The sequence below is a fragment of the Roseibium algicola genome, from assembly GCF_001999245.1.
GTDB classification, from domain to species: Bacteria; Pseudomonadota; Alphaproteobacteria; order Rhizobiales; family Stappiaceae; genus Roseibium; species Roseibium algicola.
In genome coordinates this window covers 120,059-142,672 of record NZ_CP019630.1, presented here as the reverse complement: position 1 = coordinate 142,672, position 22,614 = coordinate 120,059, and the positions used below count along the sequence as shown (strand labels likewise).

Sequence of the window (22,614 nt, the reverse complement as noted above, 5' to 3'; positions counted from 1 at the left end):
CGCCCTAGAACCGCTCGGGGTTGGCAAGCACATCCGCCATGCGCAAGGACGCAGCGAAACTGTCGACCCGGGCGGTGCCGGTTCCAGCCAGGTTGTATGCCGTGCCATGGTCGGGAGAGGTGCGCACGAAAGGCAGACCTAGCGTGACATTGACGCTCTCGTCGAAACCGATGGTCTTCGCCGGTATCAACACCTGATCGTGGTACATGCCAAGCACGCAGTCATAATGCTGCCGTGCGGGCGGGTGAAACAGAGTGTCGGCTGGATGCGGACCTGTCGCCTCGATGCCCATCGCTCGCAGGCGAGAAATGGCTGGCTCGATAATGTCGCGGTCTTCTGTTCCCATCGAGCCGTTTTCACCCGCATGAGGGTTCAGCCCGCAAATCGCCAATCGTGGCGACGTGTAGCCAAACCTGGTCTTGAGGTCGCGTGCGGTAATTTCCGCAGTCTCAACGATAAGTTCAGTCGTTAGAGATGTCGGAACATCGCGAATTGGAATGTGAATGGTGACCGGAACCACCATCAACTCCGGTCCGGCAATCATCATCACGGGTTTTGCCGGTTCTCCGGGCCAGTGCATCTCTGCAAGGGAGCCGAGATATTCCGTATGGCCGGGGAAGGCGAAGCCGGTTCGGTAAAGCGCAGCCTTGTTGATCGGACTGGTCACGAGGGCGCAGGCATGGCCGGACTTTATATCGTCGACACACCCTTCAATAGCAGCAACAACGGAAGCTGCCGTTTCAGGTGCTTCCACACCCGGCTGGTCGAGTAGGGCCGGCCCGGTCTGTACAACAGGCAAAGCTTTGGTGAAAGTCGCAACGGCTTCGTCCTGCGCCACCAGCCTGAGCCGCGCGTTCAGGCCCATTTTCTGTGCCCGTTCCTGCAGCAGGGCTTCGTCACCGCGAATGTAGAATGGCGGCAATCCGAGCGCTTTGCGATTAGCCCATGCAATCAGAGCCAGGTCCGGGCCGATCCCGGCAGGTTCTCCCATACTGACGGCGATCGGCTTCTGGTTGGAGCGCATGTAGGATCAGCGATAAATGATGGTGGAACGACGGCGGATTTCCAGGAGATACCGACGGGACTGGCTTTCGCCTTCCTTCTGTCGCAGCTCGTTTTCAAGTTCCGTGCGAACGGCTATGTCCGAGGCGATTTCGCGTTTTCCGCAAACCGCGATCATTTCGTAACCGACGGGCGTGGTGGACGGTTTCGTCAACTTGCCCGGTGTCATTTTTTCGATTTCGGCGCGCATGTTTTCCGGAAGCTCGGTTTCGAGCCGGCGTCCGATAGGCTGCACAACCACTTCGCTGTATTTGCCGAGAATGGCGCCGGATTCATCGCAGCCGTTGAAAGCAGCCCGGATCTGGTTGCTCTCGTTCTTGCGCTTGGACTTGAAGCCACCGGAAGAGTTCTTCGGTACCACGACAATGACCCTTTTGAGGTCATATTCCACGGACTTCTGACGGTCTTCCTCATCGGTCTTCTTCAGGGCCGCGATCACGTCGGATTCATCCACTTCGATCCGGCCACTGAAACGGGACCGCAACACCTGGTTCCAGGCAAGCTGCGCCTTGAGGCGCTCCTTCAAGGTATCCGGCTGAACACCGCCACTGCGAAGCGCCTTGGAAAGCTGGGCCGGAGACATCTTCACATTGCGGGCAATGTTGTTGAAAGCGTTGTCGACATCCGACTGGCTGACGTCAACGCCGACACGCTCGGCTTCGGCAAGTTTGACCTGGTCGTCGACCAGTTCTTCTTCCGCCTGTTTTTTGGCGATGGATGCGGACTTGCGCTGTGTCATTGTAATCAGCCGGGCGCGTTGGCTGATGTCGTAGTCGGTAATCGGCACATCGTTGACGATGATCTTGATCGCTGCATGTGAAGGCGTTGCCAGCGGCGCTGCCAGGATCAAAGCTAGTCCAAAGAATACCGGAACGATACGAAGTCGCATTGAATAACCATCCGTGCTGGCTTGAGGCCAAACCGAAGTTCGTTGTTTTATGACATGATGTTTCGCATATCATGCCCGAAATTTCAAAGGTTCCACGCATCATGCCTTTTTTCATGGCGGCATGATGACCTACGGTCAGTCAGATGGCCTAGTTGAGAGCGCCGCTTGAAACCTGTGTCGTGCCGATGGTCCTCAACCCGATGCGGAAATAAAGCGTCCGGTTGACGTCATCGCCATCGTTGCGGCTGCGGTCTTCAGCATAGGTGACGGACAGCGAAAAACCTTCGTCGTCATAACCGATCCCGAGACCGTCCTGCACGATGTTGCTGTTTTGCAGATCGTATCGCATGGAGCCGAAAATGCGCCAGTTTTCCTCAAGGCGAAGGCTTGCGGAGCCTAGCAGTTCCTCGCGCGGATCATCGATCCCGACATCCGGCTGAGCGTTCAGGAACGCATAGGCAAGGGAAGATACGACCGGGCCGTAGATACCGCTGGCCTGTGCCTGTATCCGGTTCACGGTGAAATCTTCCTTGTCGAGCCGGGCCTGGGCGCCGACCTTCACACCGTATTGCGTGTCCAGATAGAGGCTGCCGACGTAATCGGACAAGGAAGTTTCCAGACCGGAATCCTGCGTCGCACCGAGTATGTCCGGAATGGCATAGGAGTTGTCGCCGGCAAGCTGATAGGACCTGCCGAACAGGCCGCTGACATAGTAGCCACTGTCCAGTTGCAGCTTGTAGTTCAGGCCGACGTTAAGACGTGTGCCGCCTTCGGCGCGGTCAAAGCCCGAGAACTTGTCGTAGTCGAACAGGGTCGTCGTATCAAAGACGATGCTTTGCGCGTCGTCGTTCGGCAGTTCGCCGATCCGCTGCTCGTTCGGACGGGCCACAACCTGGGCGACAGGCTCCAGGATCTGGTTGCCGCCGTTGAAGGTTGCAATGAACGGATAGCGGTATTCCAGGCCGATTGCGGGCATTGCACGGCCGACGAAACTTTCGCCAGTGAGAGCGGTCACATCAGAATCGGGTGAGGCCAGAAAGAACAGGTCACCGCGCATATAGGCAAACGGCGTGAACGACTGTCCAAGCGGATCGATGAATGTGCGGCGCCAGTTCCCCTTGACGGATACGCGCGAGAAGGTGCCGTCGATACCACGGAATTTCGCGGTTGTGCCGCCATCAATGGAGAAAGCATCCGTTTCATCGCGTGTCAGCGAGGTGAAGTTGGCAGTCAGTGCCAACTCACCGGCGAGGATCGGATCCGCGAACACATAGTCATAGTCGATCACAGGCAGAACGAGCGGCTGCTTGTCCTGCAGGGAGCTGCCGACCGGAGAGAAGCCATTGGCGTTGAACTGGCTGTCCGTATAGTCCTCCTGGGAGATCTGATACGCATAGGCTTTGACAGACAGCGCGTTACGGTCGGTCTTGCCTTCCAGATAGATCGTGGAGGTCTCGCCGTTGTCGCCAAAACTGGTGAACGAGTAGTCCTTGAAGAACTGACGGTCACTCTTGTAGGTCAGGTTCCAGCCGAGGGTCCAGTCGCGCGCTATGCTGAAGGAGGCGGTCGAATTGACCGCACCGCGCCAGCGATCGTCAGCGCGGTCCGTCGTGAAATTGCTCGGCTGTGCCTGAAACAGGCCAGCCGCAGAAACACTCACTTCGCCAGCGGCAAACCGATGACGATATTCGACATCGCCGAACACGCCCTGCTTGGTGAGCGGCGTCAGAATGGTCGTCACATCGTAATAGGGGCTGAGCGCCCAGTAATAGGGAACGCTTACGCCATACCCGAGTTTGTCGGACACAATGCCGCTGGGCATCAGGAAACCGGACTTTCGGGTGACGGACGGATCCGGCATCGACAGATAGGGCAGGTAGGCAATCGGCTGACCGTAGACCTCGAAGGCTGCGTTCTCGAACCGGATGATCTTTTCCTGCTGATTGTGGATGATCTTCTCGGCCCGCACGCGCCAGAGCGGCGGCTTGTCCGGCGGGGTGGTCGGTTTGGTGTAGACCGTATAGACGCCGTTATCGATGGTCGTGATGTTGTTGCCTTCGCGCCGGGCTTGCTCGGCCAGGAAGCGTGTGCGCCGCGTCGTGTCGATCTGAAGGGCACGTGCGAAGCCTTCTGAAAAGTCCTCGGACAGGACCATTTCTTCCGTGCGCACGACATTGCCGTTGGATTCGATGAAGATCACATTGCCCGACGCCTTGAGCTGCTGGCTCTTGCGGTCGAAGACAACCTGATGCGCCTGCACGGTGCTGCCGTCGTAGTAGACCTGCACATCTCCGGTCGCGACGATGAGATCGCGGTCGAAATCGTAGGTGATCTCACTTGATTCAAGCAGGAGTTCGGCATCGGGATCGACTTGACCGGCCAGACCTGCTGTCAGGTCCTGTGCCGCGGCGGGTGATCCGTACCCATGGCAAAGGGTTGCTGCAATGGCGCACAAGCTCGCCGCAGCCAACAGTCTGCCTTTTTTGGCCCAAGTCTCTGTTGTCAGAAAAACCGGAAAAGTCATCGCTTTACCCGTCTTCCTGATTCAAGAGAATTGTCAAACCCATGAGTACTCCAAATATTCCCGGCGCCCAGGCCGCCACCAAGGGAGGGACAATACCCGCACCCCCGAAGTCCTTGGCAAGTTCGGTTAGAACGTAAAGCACGAACCCGGAAAGGATTCCACCCAGAATCATACTTCCCAAACCGCCAAACCTCGAAACTTTAAGGGAAACCGCCGCTGCGATCAAAATCATAGCGACCAAAAGAAGCGGGCGGGCGAGGAGAGTCTGATACTGCAAATTGTAGCGATAGGCAGGTAACCCAGCGTTTCTGGCCAGTTCGATGAAACGAGGCAGATTCCAGAACGAAATCGATTCGGGGGATCCGATGCTTTCACGAACTTCAGTCGCAGTCAGGAATGTGCTGATCTGATATTGCCCGTAAGGCTGTGGATCCTGTTCGGTCGTGTAGACGATGGCATTGTCCAGGTACCAGATCTGGTCTCCGAGCCGCGCTTCGTCAGCTTCGATCCGCTCGCGGAAGGTACCGTCCTTGTCGAACGTGAAAATGGTGACGCCCTGCAGCAGCGTGCCGCCTTCCAGCAATTGCTTGGCAAGCAACACCGATTCTCCGTCCAGGCCGTCCTGCCGAACCCAGACGTCGTTCGAGGACTGCAGAAGGAAACTTTGTTCCGAGCCGAACAAACCGGCAGCTGCCTCGTCCGATTTCTGCTGAAACCAGACAGCCGCAGGATTGTAGACAGTAATGGACAGGATACCGAGAACGATCCCGACAAGGATGGCGGGAAGAGAAAACTGCCAGACCGAGATGCCGGAAGCCCGTGCCACGACCAGTTCCAGGCCTCGGCTCAGCGTCACGAAGGCAGCAATTGCACCGAACAGGACGGTGAAGGGAATAACCTGTTCCAGCAGCAGAGGCACCCGCAAGGCCGAGATCATGGCAACGCGCAGGACGGAAAATCCTTCGCGGTCACCACCACGTCTAACCAGTTCCAGGACGTCGAACAGATAGATCAGGACGGCGGCAAACAGGAAGAGACCGAGGATAGCCTTCAGGAAACGCCCTGAAAAATACAGCGACAGGGTCCGTCCAAGGATCATGCGACGCCTCCCGGCTTGCGACCGTTCAAGCGATCACTCAGTGCATCAATCCTGTCCTGAACAGAATGTTGCAGATCGACCAGCCAGCGTGGCTGCGACCCGCCTTGTTCGCGGAAGATGGAGACGAGGGCGAACACCGCGCCCGCAACGGGAACAATGTAAAGCAGGCTGAGAAGCGCGGTGGAACCACCGGAAATGGCGGTTACGCCGAAGCCCGTGGTCCGCAACAGGACACAGGAACAGATTGCCCCGAGCACGGCGAACCCGCGCCCCTGGCGTGTCGTTCTGGCCTTGCCAAGAAACGCGAACACGATCAGGCCGAAGGAAAGGCAGTAAAGCGGCTGGCTGAAGCGTTCGTGGAGTTCCTGCGCCAACTTGTCCGGATTCTTCAGCGCATATTCGTCGTTCCTGCCTGGTGACATCAGGTTAAGGGTGGTCCGCTCACTGGCTTTGAACACTGGCTCGCCAGCTTCAGGAATAAGGTTCGACAAATCGAATGCATAGGACTGGAAGCGAACGATCGAAATATCGCCCTGCTGCTTTGGACGTCTCTGAATTGTTCCGTTCTGCATGACAAGAAGCGTGCGATCGGCAGCTTCGACGATCAGCCCGGTGTCTGCCTGATAGGTAAAGGCCGTCTCCGGGTCACGGGTGTCGTGCATCAAAAGACCGTCAAGAGTGCCCTTGCCTGAACGGTTGCGGATATGGAACGTCAATCCGTCCTCGACGGTGATGAAGCGGCCCGGCTTGACGATGTTGGCAACAAGGTCTGCGCGCACGCGGGTAATCTCGGTGCGTAGCTGAGCCAGTCCTGTCGGAGCCACATAAAGTGACATGCTCGCGGTCAGCAACATGACCACGAAGGCAAAGAGCATGACCGGTTTCAAGACAAGGAACCTGGAGCCGCCACTGGCATCGATCACGATCAGCTCACTGTCGCCGGACAAGGAGTTTAGAACCAGTATCAGCGCGATCATCAGGGCAAACGGAGCCACGATGACGATCAGGAAGGGCAGGGCAAGCATGGTTATGCCAATGAACTGGACGATGGTCTGACCTTTTGAGGTCACCAGGTCCAGTTGGCGCAAGGCCTGGGTTGCCCAAACCACACCCGTCATCGCTGCAATCGTGAGGGTGAAAGCGTAAACAGTCCGGCGGATGATGTAACGTTCAAGCGTTTTCATAACGGTGCCGGTACATGTCCCTGCAAAAATGACGATAATCGGCCTGAGACCGAATAACACGGAATGTGGTGAATGGCTCATGAATAAGAATGGTAAATATACATTAATTTTTGTCGCCCTTGCCGAAAAGCTGTTGAAACCCCATGATTTGACAGGAAAATCACAATCTACGGGTTAGGGCGCCTTTTCTTTCCACTGCCCAACCGCTCCAACCAGAAAAACCAACGGGACCGAAGCATGACCAAGCTTGCAAAACTGAACTTCTCCAAGGCCGAAACGCCGAAGGGTGGGGTGGCGGTAATCCTGGCCGGTAGCGACCTTAGCCTCGGGCCGGTTGCTGCAGAAGTTGTCTCGGGTCTCGAGGGAGGCTTGCAACGTTCGGCCGGTATCGCAGGTTTCACCGGGAAGAAGAAGGCAAGTCTTGATCTGGTCGCTCCTGCCGGATCGGGTCTCGACCGGCTGATCGTATTCGGCGTTGGCGATGCCGGCGAGCTGACTGGCGACGATTGGCGGGCTTTTGGCGGCGCGGTGTTTGCAGAATTGCAGAAGACCAAGGCAGACGCAGCAACGGTGCTTCTGGATGTCCCGGGCGATGCAGATCCGTCCGGTGTATTGGCGGCAGAGTTTGCAATGGGCGTGAAGCTACGGGCCTATGCCTTCGACACCTACAAGACTGCCAAGAAAGACGATGACAAACCCAAGAACATGAAGGTGACCTTGGCCGTTGCCGATCCCAAGGCATCAAAGAAGGCCTGGTCTTCTGCTGAAGCTATTGCCGACGGCGTGATTCTGGCCCGCGACCTTGTGAACGAACCGGCGAATGTGCTGGGTCCGGTGGAGTTTGCCGAGAAGGCCAAGGAACTGACGGCCCTTGGTGTCGAAGTCGAGGTTCTCGGCGAAAAGGAAATGAAGAAGCTTAAGATGGCTGCTTTGCTTGGCGTGTCCCAAGGCTCGACCCGCCCACCGCAGCTGGCCGTGATGCGCTGGAACGGAGGCAAGAAGGGTGACGCCCCGGTTGCGTTCGTCGGTAAGGGCGTTGTGTTCGACACTGGCGGTATCTCCATCAAGCCGGCCGCGGGCATGGAAGATATGAAAGGCGACATGGGCGGAGCTGCCGCAGTCATCGGCGCCATGCATGCGATCGCGGGGCGCAAGGCCAAGGCAAACGTGATCGGTGTCATCGGCCTCGTCGAAAACATGCCGGACGGTAACGCGCAACGACCAGGTGACATCGTCACGGCCATGTCCGGAACCACGATCGAGATCCTGAATACCGATGCGGAAGGCCGTTTGGTTCTTGCCGACGCGCTTTGGTACACGCAGGAAAAGTACAAACCGGCGATCATGATCGATCTGGCAACGCTCACAGGTGCCGTGCTTGTCGCTCTCGGCAACCTGAATGCCGGTCTCTTTTCCAACAACGACGCTCTGGCAGACAAGTTGTTGTCATCTGCCAAGTCGAGCGGTGAGCCGCTTTGGCGCCTGCCGCTGTCGAAGGAATACGACAAGATCATCGATACGCCCAACGCAGACGTCAAGAACACCGGTGGCCGCTGGGCTGGGTCCATCACCGCTGCCCAGTTCCTGCAGCGTTTCACGAATGACGTGCCTTGGGCGCATCTGGACATCGCTGGAACCGCATTCGGCGCTCCGAAGGACGATATCTGCCAGAGCTGGGCTTCGGGCTATGGCGTGCGTCTGCTCAACCAGCTTGTCGCAGATCACTACGAAGGCTGAGGTCCATCGTGGCGCCCTTCGCATTTTCTACTGGTGGAGGGCGCCAGGACTGGAATGCCGCTGGGCAAAGAAAAACCTGCCGGGAAGGCGGGTTTTTCGTAACTGACTGTCGACCTTGGATCAGCAGGTCTTGTAGGTCTGGCAGGCCGTTGCCGGTTCAACCAGAAGACCCATGCCAAGTGTCGCGCCTGCAACGACAGCAACCAATGCGAAAAACACAACGACACGCGCAAGCATTCACCAAATCCCCTTTTGCGCCGGCTCGGGAAAACCGCTCACCAGCCAAATTTTTTGATCCATGGCCAAATCAAATGATCATTGGATCGTCCCCGGGGACGAACCCTAGCCAATCGACATTTTCGAAGGGTTAATGATACGAGTCTTATGGCCTGTCCATGTCATGTTTGCCGTCGGGGGAATTTGAACAGGCAAGTGTTGCAGGCCTGCACCACATTCCGGCATGGCGGTGGAAAACGGAAAGCGAAGGTACAAGGATGTGTCTAGACAGGGTCCGGCATGAGCGTTGAAGTTGTATTCTATCACCTTTTGCACAAGCCGCTGGAGATGGCTTTGCCGCAGCTTCTGCAAAAGTGCCTGGAGCGGGATTGGAAAGTTGTCGTGCAAACGGGAACCGAGGAGCGATGCAGCGCCCTTGATGCCCATTTGTGGACTTTCACCGACGACGGTTTTCTGCCACATGGCACCAAGGCAGACGGTTACGCCGAACATCAGCCGATATATCTCACGTCCGAACAGGATAATCCGAACGAAGCCGACGTGCGCTTCCTGGTGGACAGGGCAGCGCCGCCACCGCTGAGCGCCTACAAGCGGGCGATCTACATGTTTGATGGCAACGATACCGAGGCTGTTCAGGAAGCGCGCAATCGCTGGAAGGAAGCCAAGGCGGAAGGGTTTGAAATCGCTTACTGGCAGCAGACCGAAGCCGGCGGTTGGGAACGCAAGGCCTAGGCCGGCACAGACCCTGAGATGGGCGAGCAATCTTTTAAAAAGTGAGACGCGCACCGGTGTGAGATGCCAATATTGGAGGAAAGCCTCATGAAGAAGCTGAAGATGTCATCGGCCGACATGGTCGCCAAAGCCAAGGCGCGGATTGAGGAAGTCGACACCGACGCTGCCATCGCCCTGGTAGGAGACCCGGATGTGGTGTTCGTGGACCTGCGAGACGTGCGTGAACGTCAGAAGCTCGGGTTCATTCCGGGCAGCATTCATTGTCCACGCGGCATGATCGAGTTCTGGGTGGATCCGGAGAGCCCCTATCACAAGGAGGTCTTCTCGCAGGAAAAACGCTTCATCTTCCATTGCGCCGCAGGGTGGCGCTCTGCACTCACTGTCGCGGCGCTTCAGGATATGGGCTTTGAAGCTGCCCATCTGACCGATGGGTTCGCAGACTGGGTCGAGAAGGGCGGTCCTGTCGAGCAAAAGGACTGAAACAGACCGCCCCGCCGTATTGGTGCTAGTTGGACGTCGAGATCAGGCGCAGTTCATCCGGACCGGCGTCCGAACCGTCCGTACCATCGTCGTTGACGGCGGTTTCTTCGGGATCAATCGGGTCCGTGCCGTCGTCCGGGGTCTCGGTTGCTTCGCGGATTTCATCGATCTTGCCGTCGTAATCGCCAACCCCGAGAACCTGCTTGGCCCAGTCGAGCATTTCCTCGTCGACGTAGTCGTCGCCATATTCCCGGACGCGGTTCTCGTTTGCCATCGCCAGAAGTGCTTCTTCCAGCGCTTCGTCAGAAACATCAGCGGCCAGCCCATCCAGGCCGGTCTTTTCCGTTTCGTAGTTGGTTTCAGCCGTTTTGAAATCCGAATAGGCGTCGCTCTGAAGAGCAGTTTCAAGCGCCAGTCTTTCAGTTTCGAGAGCGGTCAGCTCGTCATCTGACAATTCAGCCGTATCAAGGCTTTCAAGTTCGGCAAGCCGGTCTTCGAGCTGTTGCGAGGTCAGGCCTTCGTAGGCGAAGCCGTCATAGCTGTCCACGTCCTGAAGCAACCCGTCGAACAGCGTACGTGCGGTCAGGAGGTCCTGTTCGAGGCCTTCCAGATCTGCGGAAAGTCGCTCGTAGGCAAGGCTGTCATTTATGTAGGCCTGAATGGCAGCCAGATGCGGGTCGTTGGAATTGATATAGGCGTGGTAATTGCGATTGAGGGAATTCAACCGACCAAGCTTTGCATTGAAGTTCTTCGGTTTGCCTGCAGGGCTTGCCTGTGGGGTCACGGCAATGCTTGCCAGTGTCGCGCGTTCAGCCTTTGGTAGCCGGTGGCTCGCGGTGCCACTATTGCCTCTGGAGGCGGTCTGACGCTTGCCGGAGCTCTTTGAATTTTCGGTTCCGAATACGGAATTCAGAAAGCCACCGAGGCCTTTTCCATTTCCGTTGCCGTTGTTCGACTTGGCCTGCTTGGAACCATTGCCGCGGTTGAAGATCCCAAGGCCCTTGTTGCCGTTGCCGTTGCCGTTGGAAGCGGAGTTCCCACCGCGGTTGGAGTTGCCGCTATTGCCCTTGTTGCCGGAATTTCCCTTGTTGCCGCCACCATTGCCGCCGGAATTTCCGCCGCCGCCACCACCATTGCCGTTTCCGTTGCCATTCTTGGCGAACGCCTTGTCCACATGGAAGGAAAGCGAAGGCACATCCGGCGACAGGGAAGGGGCAACAACGAGCGCTGTTGCGCCAAGGAATAGGGTGACGGTTCTGGAGAGAGACATTACGTATCCTGGTCTGAAGCGTGCGAAAAATCGAGCTTTGCGAAAACGCCCGCGGTAACTCCGCAAACGTGCCCGCAGTGTCTGAATGTTCGCTTACGACAACCCGTCAGACTTTAATTGGTTTCACTTCCGACAGGAATTTTTCGGTCGAAAAACCGCAATTCAACTCAGACGAGCGAGCAGTTGCGGCACCTTGCCGATGTGGTCCAATCGGTAAAACCGGTCATGGCCACGTGGCTCGTCCGCCTCTTCCAGTGCCCAGGTCAGGTCATAGGGCACGTGAGCACCGTATGCTCCTGCGTCCAGCGCCGGCAGGATGTCCGATTTCAGTGAATTGCCGATCATAAGCGCTTCACCCGGGCCACTGCCGTGACGCGAAAACAGTGAGCGGTATGTCTCGTCGGTCATTTCAGAGACAATCTCGATTGCGTCGAAATAGACATCGAGGCCGGAGGCCGTCACCTTGCGTTCCTGGTCGAACAGGTCCCCCTTGGTGATCAGGACCAGCTTGAAAGACGCTTTCACCTTTTTCAGCGTTTCTTCGACGTAAGGGAGAGGCTCGACGGGATGGGACATCATCTCTCGCCCGGCTTCCAGGATTTCGGCGATGACATCGGCGGGCACCTGCCTGTCGGTGACCTCGATCGCTGTCTCGATCATGGAAAGGGTAAAGCCCTTAACGCCGTAGCCGTAATGCAGGACATTGCGTTTTTCCGCGGCCAGCAGCCGCTCGGCCAGGTGATCCTTGTCGGTGTAGTCGCCGAGCAATGAGGCGAACCGTTCTTCCGTCAGCCTGAACACCCGTTCGTTGTGCCAGAGCGTATCGTCTGCATCGAAGCCGAGTGTCGTGATCTTGGCCATCAGGAAGCCTCCTCGAATTCGGCGGAAAGCTCCAGCCATTCCTCTTCGGTGTTGATCAGCTTCTTCTCGCAGAAGGCTCGTTCCTTGGCGAATTTCGCAGCCCGTTCGGGTTCCCTCGTGAAGAATTCCGGATCGGAAAGGGCCTCGTCCAGCTTGATGATCTTTTCCTGCAGACGCTTCATTTCCTTTTCAGCGGCATCGATCTTCTGTTTCAACGGTTTCAGAAGTTCGCGTTTGACGGCAGCATCGCGGCGTTTTTCTTGCGCATTTGCCTTGTCGGCTTCCGCGGCGGCCTTGTCACGGGCTTTCTGAACCGCCTCGGGACCTTGCAGGATCAGTCGGCGATAGTCTTCCATGTCGCCGTCATAGGGTTCCACCTTGCCGTCTGCCACCAGCCAAAGCCGGTCGGCGCAAGCCTCGACGAGATGCCTGTCGTGGCTGATCAGAACGACGGCTCCCTGAAAGTCGTTCAGCGCCATCACGAGCGCTTCCCGGCTGTCGATGTCGAGGTGGTTGGTCGGTTCATCGAGGATCAGCAGATGCGGACCGTCAAATGTCGCCAGCCCCAGGAGCAGGCGGGCTTTTTCACCACCAGACAGATCTTTCGCGGGCGTGTCCATCCGGTCGGTCGGAAGACCCATGCGTGCAACACGAGCCCGAACCCTTGCCTCCGGCGCATCCAGCATGAGGGCACGCACATGCGCAACGGCGCTTTCAGCAGGCTTGAGCTCGTCAAGCTGGTGCTGCGCGAAGAAGGCGATTTTCAGTTTCGACGCCTTGGTGATCTCACCATCCATGGCGCCCAGGCGTCCGGAAATCAGTTTGGCGAATGTCGACTTGCCGTTGCCGTTGGCGCCCAGCAACGCAATCCGGTCGTCGGTGTCGATATTCAGCGTCAGCCGCGACAGGATCTTGGTATCGCCATAGCCGGTCGCCACACCTTCGAGTTTCAGGATGGGCGGCGCCAGCTGGCTGTCCGGATCGGGGAAATGGATCGGCTTGCTGCTCTCATCCGTGAGGGCGGCAATCGGCTGCATCTTTTCAAGCATTTTCAGGCGTGACTGCGCCTGCCGGGCCTTGCTGGCCTTGTAGCGGAACCGGTCGACAAACGCTTGCATGTGCTTGCGCTGGGCGTCCTGCTTTTCCTTTGCCTTTTCGGCAAGGATCATCGCTTCGCGACGTTGCCTGTCGAAACTGTCATAGCCACCGGAGTAGTAGGTCATCTTGCCCCGGTCGAGATGGACGATGCTGTCGACAGCCTTGTTCAGAAGGTCTCTGTCGTGGGAGATCAGAAGCACCTGATGCGGGTAGCGGGCAACATAGTTTTCCAGCCACATCGTGCCTTCAAGATCGAGATAGTTCGTCGGCTCGTCGAGCAGAAGAAGGTCGGGTTCGGAAAAAAGAACCGCAGCCAGGGCAACGCGCATGCGCCATCCGCCCGAAAACGACGAACACGGCCTTTGCTGCGCGGCGGCATCAAAGCCAAGGCCGGACAGGATCGAGCCTGCCCTGGCTTCAGCCGTGTGGGCGCCGATGTCGGCGAGCCGTGTGTGGATTTCGGCAATCCGGGCAGGGTCTGTCTGTGTTTCGGCTTCTGCCAGCAGCTGGCTGCGTTCCTTGTCCGCGGCCAGCACCACTTCCATCAGGGTTTCTTCCGTCCCCGGCGCTTCCTGTGCGACCTGACCGATGCGCGCACGCTTCGGGATCTGCACAGAGCCTGTCTCGGTGGAAAGATCACCGGTGATGATCTTGAAAAGTGTTGATTTGCCCGCACCGTTTCGACCGACAAGACCTGTCTTGGCCTTGCCGGGAAGCGTAACGCTGGCTCTGTCGATCAGGAGGCGGTCTCCGATCCGATATGTAAGGTCCGTAATCTGCAACATGAAGCGGATGTTTGGCGGAGCGCCCCTGCGGATGCAAGCGGAAACCGGAGCAAAACCTCGTTCGGGCAGCAGGCTGTGGCATTGCTGCACTTTTGAGCCCGCCGCGCCCTGTCTCAATGTTCCAGGAAGGCAAGAATTTCCGCGAGGATACGTTGATGTTGCTCTTCGCGTTCCTTGTTGCCTTTGATGCATACGATTTCGTCGCCCGGCTCATATTCTTCCAGGATGGCAAACCCTTCCGGCTTGCACACACCCATGAAGTCGAAATGCCCGGCATCAGACATTTCCACATGGTGGACCTTGTCGGCCGGCAGGGCAGCGGCCAGCGCTCGCGACTCGATCTCCTGGTTCAGCATGTCGGCACGCTGCGAACCCAGAACGAGAACCGGGATGTCGATGGCGCTCAGGCTGTCGCGGGAAAGGACCGGAGTTCCACCAAGATCCAGACTGATGACCTTGGTCAGCCGCGGGTCCTTTCTAGATTTTGCCATCTCGCTCCGGTCGGCCTCCGTTTTCGCGATAGACCAACCGGTCAGCACTTGGCAGGCAACCGGCAGTTTCTCACCCGAACACTCACGCTCATACCGGTCAGGTTCGAATTCAGCGCCAGCTAAAAGCAGGACTGTGAAGCCGCCGAGGGAATGGCCGGCCGCATAGATCCGTTCCGGGTCGATCCTGTCCTTGTAAGGGCTGTCCTCGATCAGGAAGCTGATAAGGCGAGACAGATCGACGGGCCTCTCCCAGAGCTTGCGGGTTTGGTCGGGATCGCGCAGGAAAGAGCTGGTGCCCGGATGATTGACCATGGCAACGAAATAGCCGCGCCGGGCAAGTTCGGAGCCGAGCCAGGCCTGGTTGAACGTGTTGCCGTACATACCGTGCGATACGACAACGAGCGGAAATATGCCTTCGGCGGCTTTGCCGTCAGGATCGGCCAGCGCCATTTGCCAGACTTTGCTCGTGTCTGCCCGGGGTAGAATGTCTGGCGTTGCGGTTGGATACCAGATGTCACCTTCAAGGGGCCGGTCTTTGCGCGCATCTTCGACGGTGATCTTGGTGACACCCGGCCCGTAGCGAAGTGTGTCCTCGGCAAGCGCACTTGACGCGAGCCCTAAGACACCGGCAAGTGACGCAGCAAACCAGCACAGCCGGATGGGCCAAAAGAGGCGGTTGGATGACGGATACATGGAACCTCCAGGGGTGTTAGCAGGAAGTCCTGGAGATGCTCTGCGCCAGACCAGTTGACAATTGCCTCGGAGGCGATGTCCTGTCCTCAATCGTGATAAAGGACAGAACCTACAGGTTGTTGTGTCTCCACAGTCGAGCGCGTTGGACCAAAGATGATCAGCATTCCGGTGTCTTTCCTGCTAGCCGCACTGTTCGGAGGGCTCGCCCTGGCGACTCTGGCCTGGCGGTCTCTGCCTGGACAGGCACGCGGAATGTTTGCCGGGGTGTTTTGCCTGATGGCGGTCGAGGCGTCCTTGGTCGGAATGCGTTTTGCCTATGGGCATTTCGAGTTTCTTGCGGTTCAACGGGTTCTGCCCGTGTGGATAGCGCCGCTCATTTATCTGGCCTTCATTTCCCTCACGGTACTCGCCGAAAGAGCCCGGCGACTGATTGCTTGGAACCTTGGGGCGGCAGCCATTTTGACGGTAGCGTTGAATTTGCCGGTGCCGGTGACCGGGTATGTCGATGGGGTGATCGGGATGAGCTATGCGGTCTATTCGCTGGCTCTCGCACGAATCTGGATCAACGGGCAGGACGTCTTTGCCGAGGCGCCGACCAACATGGGCGGTCTGCTGCACAAGCTGCTTCTCTTCTCCATATTGGTCATGGTGGCCACGCTCCTGATCGATGCTCTCGTCGCGTATCTGTTTGCGCAAGAAAAACAGGGCGCAGCAGCTCTGGCTATTTCCGGGGCAAGCCTGTTTTTCCTGGTGATCGCAGTGGGAGCCGCCATTGGATTTCTAGGCACTCGGTTCGGGCGATCCCGGAATACTGGGAAGGAGTTTGCTGCAAGCGAAGCGCGACAGGCAGAACTGGTTGAAGCTGCTAGAACGGTTCTGATCGACCAGGAGTTCTTCCGGGATCCATCGCTCACACTTACGCGGCTGGCCCGGCGGGTCGGGGTTCCTGATCGGGATCTATCCAGAGCCGTCAACGCAGTTGAAGGCGTCAATGTCAGCCAGTTCGTCAATCTGGTCCGCCTCACGGAAGCGGAACGACTGCTGGTCACGACGGATGAACCTGTCGGCCGGATACAGGAGCGGGCCGGATTTTTGACCCGTTCGAACTTCTACAGGGAATTCCAGAAGGCATATGGCGAAGCGCCAGGCGCTTATCGCAAGAATGCTCAGTCCTCGCTCTGAGCTTTTTCATCTTCTTCCGGAACACTCAGATAGATCTCGGCCAGGCCGGCGAGAAGTTCATGGCAGAGGATCACTTCCCGAGTCTCCGGATCCCAGAAGGCGTTTTCCTCGCCACAGGCGGTCGAGCGGAAGGTGACTGTCTTCGGCAGCTCGTAGAAAGTGTCGAATTCCTTGGCGACCATCTCCACCAGTCCGCTTTCCTTCAGGAAAACGGCCATGGCTTCCAGGTCTCTTGTTGCCGGATCGTGGACGACCTTGATCTTGCCCCCAGGCGTATCGCTGTCCCTCAGATAAGGATCGGTCACGATTTCCCACGAAGCCGAGGCCTGTTCATAGTCGAAGGCGCAACTTTCGATCCGCTCCTCCGACAACTCCAGGTCTCTTGCAAGATCCAGAAAGGCGTCTTCGTCGGCCCCTACCATCAGGCACAGCATCTTGTAGCCGCGTTGCTGGTCCAGATCGTGCTCATCGTAGAAAACCAGGTCGTCGTAGTCTTCCTCGGCAATCAGGAACCAACCGATCATCGCCTGTGTGAGATAAAGATCCATGTCGTCGGTGTCCGCGCCGAGCATGGAAACGGTGGCCAGATTGTCGACGGCATCTTCTTCCTGGGCCAGAACGGGCAGTTCCAGTTCCGAGACAAGCATATGTCCGCTTTCGTGGTAGAGCGTGAACAGCGTGTTGCCCGCAACGAAAACGAAGAGCTCTTCCAGCTGTTCGGGTGAAAGGGCGGCAAGTTGCCCTGCCAAAGTGGGGAAAGTTTGCGGGCTATCGGTCCCATGTGTATTGGCCGCCACCGAGGGTGCGGCAAGGCTGAGCCAGAGCGATGCGACGGCCGCATAAAGCAGCGTCGGCAGGATGGCGAAGAGTTCGACCATGGTGTCATTCCCGAAGAGGAGCGCCGCAAACCGTCCGCTCGACCTTTGCATTTGCGCGCAGACTAGGCAGCCGTTCGTATGTTGGCCAGCACCATATTGAGCCACAAACCGGTTACCGACATCAAAATGTCATGACCCGGCCCCCTTGCGGGCGTGACGGCACCCCGTTATTAAGGCCGCGAAATTTTTAAAAATCCGGAACCGGCACTCCGCCGGCCCGCTGCTGAAACGAGAAAGATGAAACCATGGCGATTGAACGCACGTTTTCCATGATCAAGCCGGACGCCACCAAGCGCAACCTGACCGGTGCCATCACCGCCAAGCTTGAAGAAGCCGGCCTGCGCGTCGTTGCTTCCAAGCGCGTTTGGATGTCCCTGCGCGAAGCTGAAGCTTTCTATGCGGTTCACAAGGAACGTCCGTTCTTCGGCGAACTGACTGAATTCATGTCCTCTGGCCCGACCGTCGTTCAGGTTCTGGAAGGCGAAAATGCCATTGCCAAGAACCGTGAAGTCATGGGTGCAACCAACCCGGCTGACGCTGCAGAAGGTACAATCCGCAAGTCCTATGCCCTGTCCATCGGCGAAAACTCCGTACACGGTTCCGATGCAGCTGAAACCGCTGCTGAAGAAATCGCGTTCTGGTTCTCCGGTGTTGAACTCGTCGGCTAACCTGCGGGCGATGAGTTGACTTGAAAGCCGGTCCCGACGGGGCCGGCTTTTTCTGTTTGTGCAGCCTCCCAACCGTTACATCGCGTTACACTTTGATGCGATTGTCTGACAGCGTTCTGCTTCCAAAGGCCTCATACTCAATTCGTGGGCGAAGAGATCGGGAGAGAGCGATGCGCATATCCATAGCGCTGGCCGGAGCGCTGATTGCAGCACCGGCCGCCGCGCATGACAGCAAGGCGCCACTGGAAGGTGAACAAGCCGTCGAGCAGCCGCATGTTTTGGAGGAAGTCTGGAACCTCTTGTTGCCGAAGGCCGAAGCGTCGGCAGACATTTCAGTCGACAGCAACTATCGCCATATTCATGCCGACGGCTATCCGGTGAAACCACCCGGAAAATTTCCCAACCGCGGGAACCCGCATTCCATTTCGAAAAAGAACTACAGTCTGAAGGTCCCTCTGGTGCCGCACAAGAACTCCAGCGCAACCAGGGCGCAGGGGGCGGTTTTTGGCATTGCGGTGAACGGTGTGGTCATGGACCCTGGCACGGCGGAGTTCTGGCAAAACGACCGTCGCTCGGGATGGAACTACGAGGCGCTGGGCGGTGCTTGCAAGCTGGGTCTTGATCGGTACAACGCCCATGTCCAACCGGATGGCACCTACCATTATCATGGCATTCCGACCGGGGTCATGGCCTCCAAGGATGGCAGGTCAGTGCCCGCCCTTCTGGGGTTTGCCGCGGACGGCTTTCCCATCTACGGCCCTTACGGCTATTCCGACCCCAAGCGGAATTCGGGTCTCAAGAAGCTGAACAGCAGCTACAGGGTGAAGAAAGGCAATCGGCCGGGCGGGCCGGGCGGGCGCTACAACGGCAAGTTCACAAAGGATTGGGCCTATGTTGCCGGCGCCGGCGATCTTGACCAGTGCAACGGGCGTTTTGCGGTTACGCCGGAATATCCGAACGGCACGTATCACTATGTGCTGACGGATGCATTTCCTTTCATTCCGCGCTGTTGGATGGGCAATCCCGACAGCAGCTTCATGCGCTTGAAACGCGGTGGCATGAGAGGCGAGATCCAGAACGAGAGCGATCTTCCCACGGTCGATTTTGCGGCGCTGTCGGACAATAGCGAGGCTGCCGTCGTGCTTGTTCAGGCGCAGGGCGGACACCCACCACGTTTTCTGCATGGAGGTCGCCCACCGCCCCCGGGCCTTGGCTCTGGCCATGGACCAGGCTTTGGCTCGCGCAACGGAGGTCCTCCACCCGGCGCAAGGCCGGAAGCCGGGCGTGGGGGGAGGTCTCCCTGCAGCGGCAGCTGAACGGAAAAGTGCGTGACATCCACGCACTTTTTTTGGAAATAAAACATTCAAAAATTCGAAACTTGGAAAGAAAGGAAATCACATGAAATCGATCACGCTCGGAGCCGCCCTCATTCTGGCAACCGTGGGCTCATGTTTTGCCGCAGAAGGGCCTGGGGCGCATTTCATCGAAAACTGGGATCTGAATGGTGACGGTGCAGTGACCGCTGAAGAAGCACGGGAACGGCGCGGCAATGTCTTTGCCAGTTTCGACGCCAACGACGATGGTTTTCTGGATGCAGAGGAATATGTCCTCTTCGATGAAGCAAGAGCCCAGGATCAGGCTGAGAATGAGCCCAAGGGAATGGGGAAAGGTGCAAGAAACCCGGCAAACGGCATGCGCCTTGAAGTCAATGATACCGACGGCGACGGCAAGGTTTCTGAAGTCGAGTTTCTCGACAACGCAGCCTCCTGGATCAAAATGATCGACCGCAACGGCGACGGGGTCGTAACAGTTGCGGATTTCGGCCCACGCGGGTGAAACGAACCACCCGGATAATGGGTAAAAGCGGCCATCCGACTTGACAGGTGGCCGCGCTGGGGGAACCTTGCCGGGCTCATGTTCGAGGAATTCAGTAAGGCATCATGACCCAGCAGCCGCCCAAGAGCACTTTTTCCGCCTGTCCGCACGATTGTCCGTCGACCTGCGCGCTGGAGGTGCATTTTTATCCGCATGGCGACGTACGCCGGCTGAATGGTGCCAAGGACAATGCCTATACCGCAGGCGTTATCTGCGCCAAGGTCGCGCGTTATCCCGAACGGCTTTACCACCCGGACCGGCTATTGAAGCCGCTGCGGCGCACCGGCAAGAAAGGTGAAGGCCGTTTCGAGGAAATCTCCTGGGATGCGGCGCTGGATCTGATCGCTGAAAAGTTCCTGGCTGCGGAAGCCGAATTCGGAGCCGAAAGCGTCTGGCCCTATCACTATGCCGGTACGATGGGGATGGTGCAGCGGGACAGTATCCACCGGCTGCGTCATACCAAGGGCTACTCGCGTCAGTTCGACAGTTTCTGCACCAACATGGCCTGGACAGGCTATGTTGCCGGCACCGGCAAGTTGGCAGGGCCTGATCCGCGTGAAATGGCGGTTTCCGACCAGATCGTCATCTGGGGCACAAATCCGGTCGCGACCCAGGTCAACGTGATGACCCATGCCATTGCCGCCCGCAAGAAACGCGGCGCGCGCATTATCGTTGTTGACGTCTATGAGACCGAGACGATGAAGCAGGCGGACATCGGCATCATCCTGAAACCCGGCACGGATGCCGCGCTTGCCTGCGCTGTCATGCATGTGCTCTTCCGCGACGGCCATGCCGACCGGGATTACCTGGAAACCTACACGGATAGTCCAGCCGAGCTGGAAGCGCATCTGAAAACGAAGACACCGGAGTGGGCTGCCTCGATCACGGGGTTGGACGTCTCAAGAATCGAGGAGCTGGCGCAGCTGATCGGTTCGGTCAAGAAGACCTATTTCCGGCTCGGCTACGGCTTCACCCGGTCCCGCAATGGTGCAGTCGGCATGCATGCTGCCAGTTCCATTGCCGCTGTCACCGGCTGCTGGAAGGAAGAGGGTGGCGGCGCCTTCCACAACAACGGTGCAATCTATCAGCTCAACAAGGAAATGATCGAAGCCGGCTCGCTGAAGGATCCGGCTGTGCGTGCCCTCGACCAGAGCCTGGTCGGCCGTATTCTCACGGGCGACGAAGCGGCGTTGCTTGGTGGTCCGCCGGTGAAAGCGATGCTGATTCAGAATACCAACCCGGTTTCCGTGGCACCGGAGCAGGACCTGATAAAGCAGGGGTTCGCGCGTGAGGACCTCTTCACCGTCGTCCATGAGCATTTCCTGACAGAGACAGCGCAGATGGCAGACATCGTGCTGCCGGCAACTCAGTTTCTGGAACATGACGACCTTTATAAAGGCGGCGGACATCAGTATCTGATGTTGGGTCCCAAAGCTGTTGAGCCGCCGGAAGGTCCTAGGGAAAATATATTTGTTATCAACGAGATAGCCAGACGCGTTGACTCAAAACCTCACCCCGGATTCGATATGAGCGCACGCGACCATATCGACTGGCTGTTGCGCAATTCCAACTATGGAACGCTCGCAGACCTGGAAGCTGGAAAGTGGATCGATCTGCAGCCTGATTTCGAAACGGCGCATTATCTCAACGGTTTCGGTCACGCAGACGGCAAGTTCCACTTCAAGGCTGACTGGGGTCGTTCCTCTGCTCCCAACAAGCCGGAAGATGGCACAATTTTCGGTCCCTGGCAGACGATGCCGGAGTTGCCGGACCAATGGGACAGCATCGAACTTGCAGACGAGCAGCATCCGTTCCGCTTGGTGACATCGCCAGCTCGCTCTTTCCTGAATTCCACGTTCAACGAGACCGACAGCTCGAAGAAGAAGGAAGGCCGACCGGAGGTCTGGTTGCGTCCGCAAGAGGCAGAGCGTTTCGGCATCGAAGACGGTGCCAAGGTGAAGATGGGCAACCGGCGCGGTGTCGTGACATTGCATGCGCGATATGTTGCGACCGTCGCGCCCGGAACCGTGATCTCGGAAGGGATCTGGCCGAACGATGCATTCGAGGATGGCCGCGGCATCAACACGCTCACCGGGGCCGACCCAGTGGCGCCCTATGGCGGCGCGGCGTTTCACGACACGGCCGTGTGGGTGAGGGCCGTCTGACGCTGACTGCCGGTTTGTCAGGTAATTGCGGCCCATCCTTCGAGATGCGAGCAAACTCGCTCCTCAGGATGAGGCGGACGTGCATTCAGACGCAAGCAGAGCAACACACTCATCCTCATTCTGAGGAGGTGTGAAGCACCGTCTCGAAGGATGGGCCACTTGCTCCATAGCCTCTCAATTTAAGAAAAGAAAAGGCGGTGCATCGCCCGTCCGATGTCACCGCCTGCCTCGGGAAAGTCTGGTCGTCGGTCCGGCTTGGGGCTTCCGAATGTCAGACCTGGCTTTCCGAGGATTGGGAAACCGGTGTGGCCAGCTTGCCTTCTTCCGCCTTGTAGAAATACTGGCTTGAGACCAGCCAGCCCTTGAGCGGTCGAAGCATAGGAATGCAAGTCACCAGGATCAGCGGCAGGGTCGTCACCAAATGCACCCAGTAAGGGGCTGTAAAGGCGATTTCGAGCCAGATCGCAAAGGCGACTGCGGGAATGCAGCCGAAGCAGATCACGAAAAACGCGGGCCCGTCCGCAGGGTCGGCAAAGCTGTAATCAAGTCCGCAGTGGTCGCATTTCGGCTTCAGCTTCAGGAAGCCGTCGAAGATGGAACCTTCGCCGCAACGCGGGCAGCGGCCCTTGATGCCGGTGCGGATCGGCGGAATTTGCGGCCAGCTTTGTGGAGTGGTCATGGAACACCTTTTCCTGCGCGAGGTC

At 57.8% G+C, this 22,614-nt stretch carries 19 protein-coding genes; 8 read left to right on the top strand and 11 right to left on the bottom strand.

Features of this window, described 5'->3' with window-relative positions:
• Nucleotides 1–4: 4 nt before the first annotated feature.
• The 5 genes from pdxA to lptF form a co-directional block, all read right to left on the bottom strand.
• On the bottom strand, nucleotides 5–1,024 hold the full coding sequence (gene pdxA / locus B0E33_RS00625; protein WP_077290109.1) for a 4-hydroxythreonine-4-phosphate dehydrogenase PdxA: 1,020 nt from the start codon (nucleotides 1,022–1,024) through the stop codon (nucleotides 5–7).
• 6 nt (nucleotides 1,025–1,030) lie between these two features.
• Nucleotides 1,031–1,951, bottom strand: coding sequence for a peptidylprolyl isomerase (locus B0E33_RS00620; RefSeq protein ID WP_077290108.1), 921 nt, complete (start codon nucleotides 1,949–1,951; stop codon nucleotides 1,031–1,033).
• A 148-nt stretch (nucleotides 1,952–2,099) separates the two neighbouring features.
• A complete protein-coding gene (locus tag B0E33_RS00615; protein ID WP_077293092.1) occupies nucleotides 2,100–4,421 on the bottom strand; it encodes an LPS-assembly protein LptD in 2,322 nt (773 codons plus the stop codon).
• A 58-nt stretch (nucleotides 4,422–4,479) separates the two neighbouring features.
• Nucleotides 4,480–5,574: an LPS export ABC transporter permease LptG gene (gene lptG / locus B0E33_RS00610; RefSeq protein ID WP_023003977.1), complete on the bottom strand. Its 1,095-nt coding sequence runs from the start codon at nucleotides 5,572–5,574 to the stop codon at nucleotides 4,480–4,482.
• Nucleotides 5,571–6,758, bottom strand: coding sequence for an LPS export ABC transporter permease LptF (lptF, locus tag B0E33_RS00605; RefSeq protein ID WP_023003978.1), 1,188 nt, complete (start codon nucleotides 6,756–6,758; stop codon nucleotides 5,571–5,573). Before lptF ends, lptG begins: the two co-directional genes overlap by 4 nt.
• Nucleotides 6,759–6,995: 237 nt before the next feature.
• Between lptF and B0E33_RS00600 the strand changes: the two genes are divergently transcribed.
• The 3 genes from B0E33_RS00600 to B0E33_RS00590 all read left to right on the top strand — a co-directional run bounded on the left by B0E33_RS00600 (nucleotide 6,996) and on the right by B0E33_RS00590 (nucleotide 9,944).
• The gene (locus tag B0E33_RS00600; RefSeq protein ID WP_077290107.1) at nucleotides 6,996–8,495 is read left to right on the top strand and encodes a leucyl aminopeptidase; all 1,500 of its coding nucleotides are present in this window, start codon (nucleotides 6,996–6,998) and stop codon (nucleotides 8,493–8,495) included.
• Nucleotides 8,496–9,011: 516 nt separating this feature from the next.
• Entirely contained in the window at nucleotides 9,012–9,464 is a 453-nt protein-coding gene (locus tag B0E33_RS00595) for a DNA polymerase III subunit chi (protein ID WP_023003980.1), read from the top strand.
• An 87-nt stretch (nucleotides 9,465–9,551) separates the two neighbouring features.
• Nucleotides 9,552–9,944 (top strand): rhodanese-like domain-containing protein, encoded by a 393-nt coding sequence (locus B0E33_RS00590; RefSeq protein ID WP_077290106.1) that lies wholly within the window; start codon nucleotides 9,552–9,554, stop codon nucleotides 9,942–9,944.
• 25 nt (nucleotides 9,945–9,969) lie between these two features.
• Here B0E33_RS00590 and B0E33_RS00585 read toward each other — a convergent pair whose 3' ends face one another.
• The 4 genes from B0E33_RS00585 to B0E33_RS00570 all read right to left on the bottom strand — a co-directional run bounded on the left by B0E33_RS00585 (nucleotide 9,970) and on the right by B0E33_RS00570 (nucleotide 15,142).
• The gene (locus B0E33_RS00585; protein WP_077290105.1) at nucleotides 9,970–11,214 is read right to left on the bottom strand and encodes a hypothetical protein; all 1,245 of its coding nucleotides are present in this window, start codon (nucleotides 11,212–11,214) and stop codon (nucleotides 9,970–9,972) included.
• Between the two features lie 162 nt (nucleotides 11,215–11,376).
• Nucleotides 11,377–12,075, bottom strand: a complete 699-nt coding sequence (locus B0E33_RS00580; protein ID WP_077290104.1) for an HAD family hydrolase — start codon at nucleotides 12,073–12,075, stop codon at nucleotides 11,377–11,379.
• Nucleotides 12,075–13,958, bottom strand: coding sequence for an ABC-F family ATP-binding cassette domain-containing protein (locus B0E33_RS00575; RefSeq protein WP_077293091.1), 1,884 nt, complete (start codon nucleotides 13,956–13,958; stop codon nucleotides 12,075–12,077). Before B0E33_RS00575 ends, B0E33_RS00580 begins: the two co-directional genes overlap by 1 nt.
• A gap of 113 nt (nucleotides 13,959–14,071) precedes the next feature.
• Entirely contained in the window at nucleotides 14,072–15,142 is a 1,071-nt protein-coding gene (locus B0E33_RS00570; RefSeq protein ID WP_077290103.1) for an alpha/beta hydrolase family protein, read from the bottom strand.
• Nucleotides 15,143–15,295: 153 nt separating this feature from the next.
• Between B0E33_RS00570 and B0E33_RS00565 the strand changes: the two genes are divergently transcribed.
• Nucleotides 15,296–16,324 carry a helix-turn-helix transcriptional regulator gene (locus tag B0E33_RS00565; RefSeq protein ID WP_077290102.1) on the top strand — a complete coding sequence of 343 codons (1,029 nt, stop codon included), beginning with the start codon at nucleotides 15,296–15,298 and terminating at the stop codon, nucleotides 16,322–16,324.
• On the opposite strand, the gene B0E33_RS00560 is transcribed toward B0E33_RS00565, so the two are convergent.
• Nucleotides 16,309–17,202: a DUF4344 domain-containing metallopeptidase gene (locus B0E33_RS00560; RefSeq protein WP_077293090.1), complete on the bottom strand. Its 894-nt coding sequence runs from the start codon at nucleotides 17,200–17,202 to the stop codon at nucleotides 16,309–16,311. The genes B0E33_RS00565 and B0E33_RS00560 overlap by 16 nt on opposite strands.
• Nucleotides 17,203–17,447: 245 nt before the next feature.
• Between B0E33_RS00560 and ndk the strand changes: the two genes are divergently transcribed.
• The 4 genes from ndk to B0E33_RS00540 all read left to right on the top strand — a co-directional run bounded on the left by ndk (nucleotide 17,448) and on the right by B0E33_RS00540 (nucleotide 21,910).
• Entirely contained in the window at nucleotides 17,448–17,870 is a 423-nt protein-coding gene (gene ndk, locus B0E33_RS00555) for a nucleoside-diphosphate kinase (protein ID WP_031270733.1), read from the top strand.
• Nucleotides 17,871–18,040: 170 nt separating this feature from the next.
• Nucleotides 18,041–19,186, top strand: coding sequence for a YHYH protein (locus B0E33_RS00550; protein WP_077290101.1), 1,146 nt, complete (start codon nucleotides 18,041–18,043; stop codon nucleotides 19,184–19,186).
• An 82-nt stretch (nucleotides 19,187–19,268) separates the two neighbouring features.
• A complete protein-coding gene (locus B0E33_RS00545; RefSeq protein ID WP_077290100.1) occupies nucleotides 19,269–19,706 on the top strand; it encodes an EF-hand domain-containing protein in 438 nt (145 codons plus the stop codon).
• A 104-nt stretch (nucleotides 19,707–19,810) separates the two neighbouring features.
• Nucleotides 19,811–21,910, top strand: a complete 2,100-nt coding sequence (locus tag B0E33_RS00540; RefSeq protein ID WP_077290099.1) for a molybdopterin-containing oxidoreductase family protein — start codon at nucleotides 19,811–19,813, stop codon at nucleotides 21,908–21,910.
• Nucleotides 21,911–22,181: 271 nt separating this feature from the next.
• Here the strand turns inward: B0E33_RS00540 and B0E33_RS00535 are convergent, their stop codons facing one another.
• Nucleotides 22,182–22,589, bottom strand: a complete 408-nt coding sequence (locus tag B0E33_RS00535) for a DUF983 domain-containing protein (protein WP_023003992.1) — start codon at nucleotides 22,587–22,589, stop codon at nucleotides 22,182–22,184.
• Nucleotides 22,590–22,614: the final 25 nt, after the last annotated feature.

Excerpts from the sequence above, each read along its gene's own strand:
- pdxA (WP_077290109.1), bottom strand. The coding sequence starts at position 1,024 with ATGCGCTCCAACCAGAAGCCGATCGCCGTCAGTATGGGAGAACCTGCC.
- B0E33_RS00620 (WP_077290108.1), bottom strand. The coding sequence starts at position 1,951 with ATGCGACTTCGTATCGTTCCGGTATTCTTTGGACTAGCTTTGATCCTG.
- lptG (WP_023003977.1), bottom strand. The coding sequence starts at position 5,574 with ATGATCCTTGGACGGACCCTGTCGCTGTATTTTTCAGGGCGTTTCCTG.
- lptF (WP_023003978.1), bottom strand. The coding sequence starts at position 6,758 with ATGAAAACGCTTGAACGTTACATCATCCGCCGGACTGTTTACGCTTTC.
- B0E33_RS00600 (WP_077290107.1), top strand. The coding sequence starts at position 6,996 with ATGACCAAGCTTGCAAAACTGAACTTCTCCAAGGCCGAAACGCCGAAG.
- B0E33_RS00595 (WP_023003980.1), top strand. The coding sequence starts at position 9,012 with ATGAGCGTTGAAGTTGTATTCTATCACCTTTTGCACAAGCCGCTGGAG.
- B0E33_RS00590 (WP_077290106.1), top strand. The coding sequence starts at position 9,552 with ATGAAGAAGCTGAAGATGTCATCGGCCGACATGGTCGCCAAAGCCAAG.
- B0E33_RS00585 (WP_077290105.1), bottom strand. The coding sequence starts at position 11,214 with ATGTCTCTCTCCAGAACCGTCACCCTATTCCTTGGCGCAACAGCGCTC.
- B0E33_RS00580 (WP_077290104.1), bottom strand. The coding sequence starts at position 12,075 with ATGGCCAAGATCACGACACTCGGCTTCGATGCAGACGATACGCTCTGG.
- B0E33_RS00575 (WP_077293091.1), bottom strand. The coding sequence starts at position 13,958 with ATGTTGCAGATTACGGACCTTACATATCGGATCGGAGACCGCCTCCTG.
- B0E33_RS00570 (WP_077290103.1), bottom strand. The coding sequence starts at position 15,142 with ATGTATCCGTCATCCAACCGCCTCTTTTGGCCCATCCGGCTGTGCTGG.
- B0E33_RS00565 (WP_077290102.1), top strand. The coding sequence starts at position 15,296 with ATGATCAGCATTCCGGTGTCTTTCCTGCTAGCCGCACTGTTCGGAGGG.
- B0E33_RS00560 (WP_077293090.1), bottom strand. The coding sequence starts at position 17,202 with ATGGTCGAACTCTTCGCCATCCTGCCGACGCTGCTTTATGCGGCCGTC.
- ndk (WP_031270733.1), top strand. The coding sequence starts at position 17,448 with ATGGCGATTGAACGCACGTTTTCCATGATCAAGCCGGACGCCACCAAG.
- B0E33_RS00550 (WP_077290101.1), top strand. The coding sequence starts at position 18,041 with ATGCGCATATCCATAGCGCTGGCCGGAGCGCTGATTGCAGCACCGGCC.
- B0E33_RS00545 (WP_077290100.1), top strand. The coding sequence starts at position 19,269 with ATGAAATCGATCACGCTCGGAGCCGCCCTCATTCTGGCAACCGTGGGC.
- B0E33_RS00540 (WP_077290099.1), top strand. The coding sequence starts at position 19,811 with ATGACCCAGCAGCCGCCCAAGAGCACTTTTTCCGCCTGTCCGCACGAT.
- B0E33_RS00535 (WP_023003992.1), bottom strand. The coding sequence starts at position 22,589 with ATGACCACTCCACAAAGCTGGCCGCAAATTCCGCCGATCCGCACCGGC.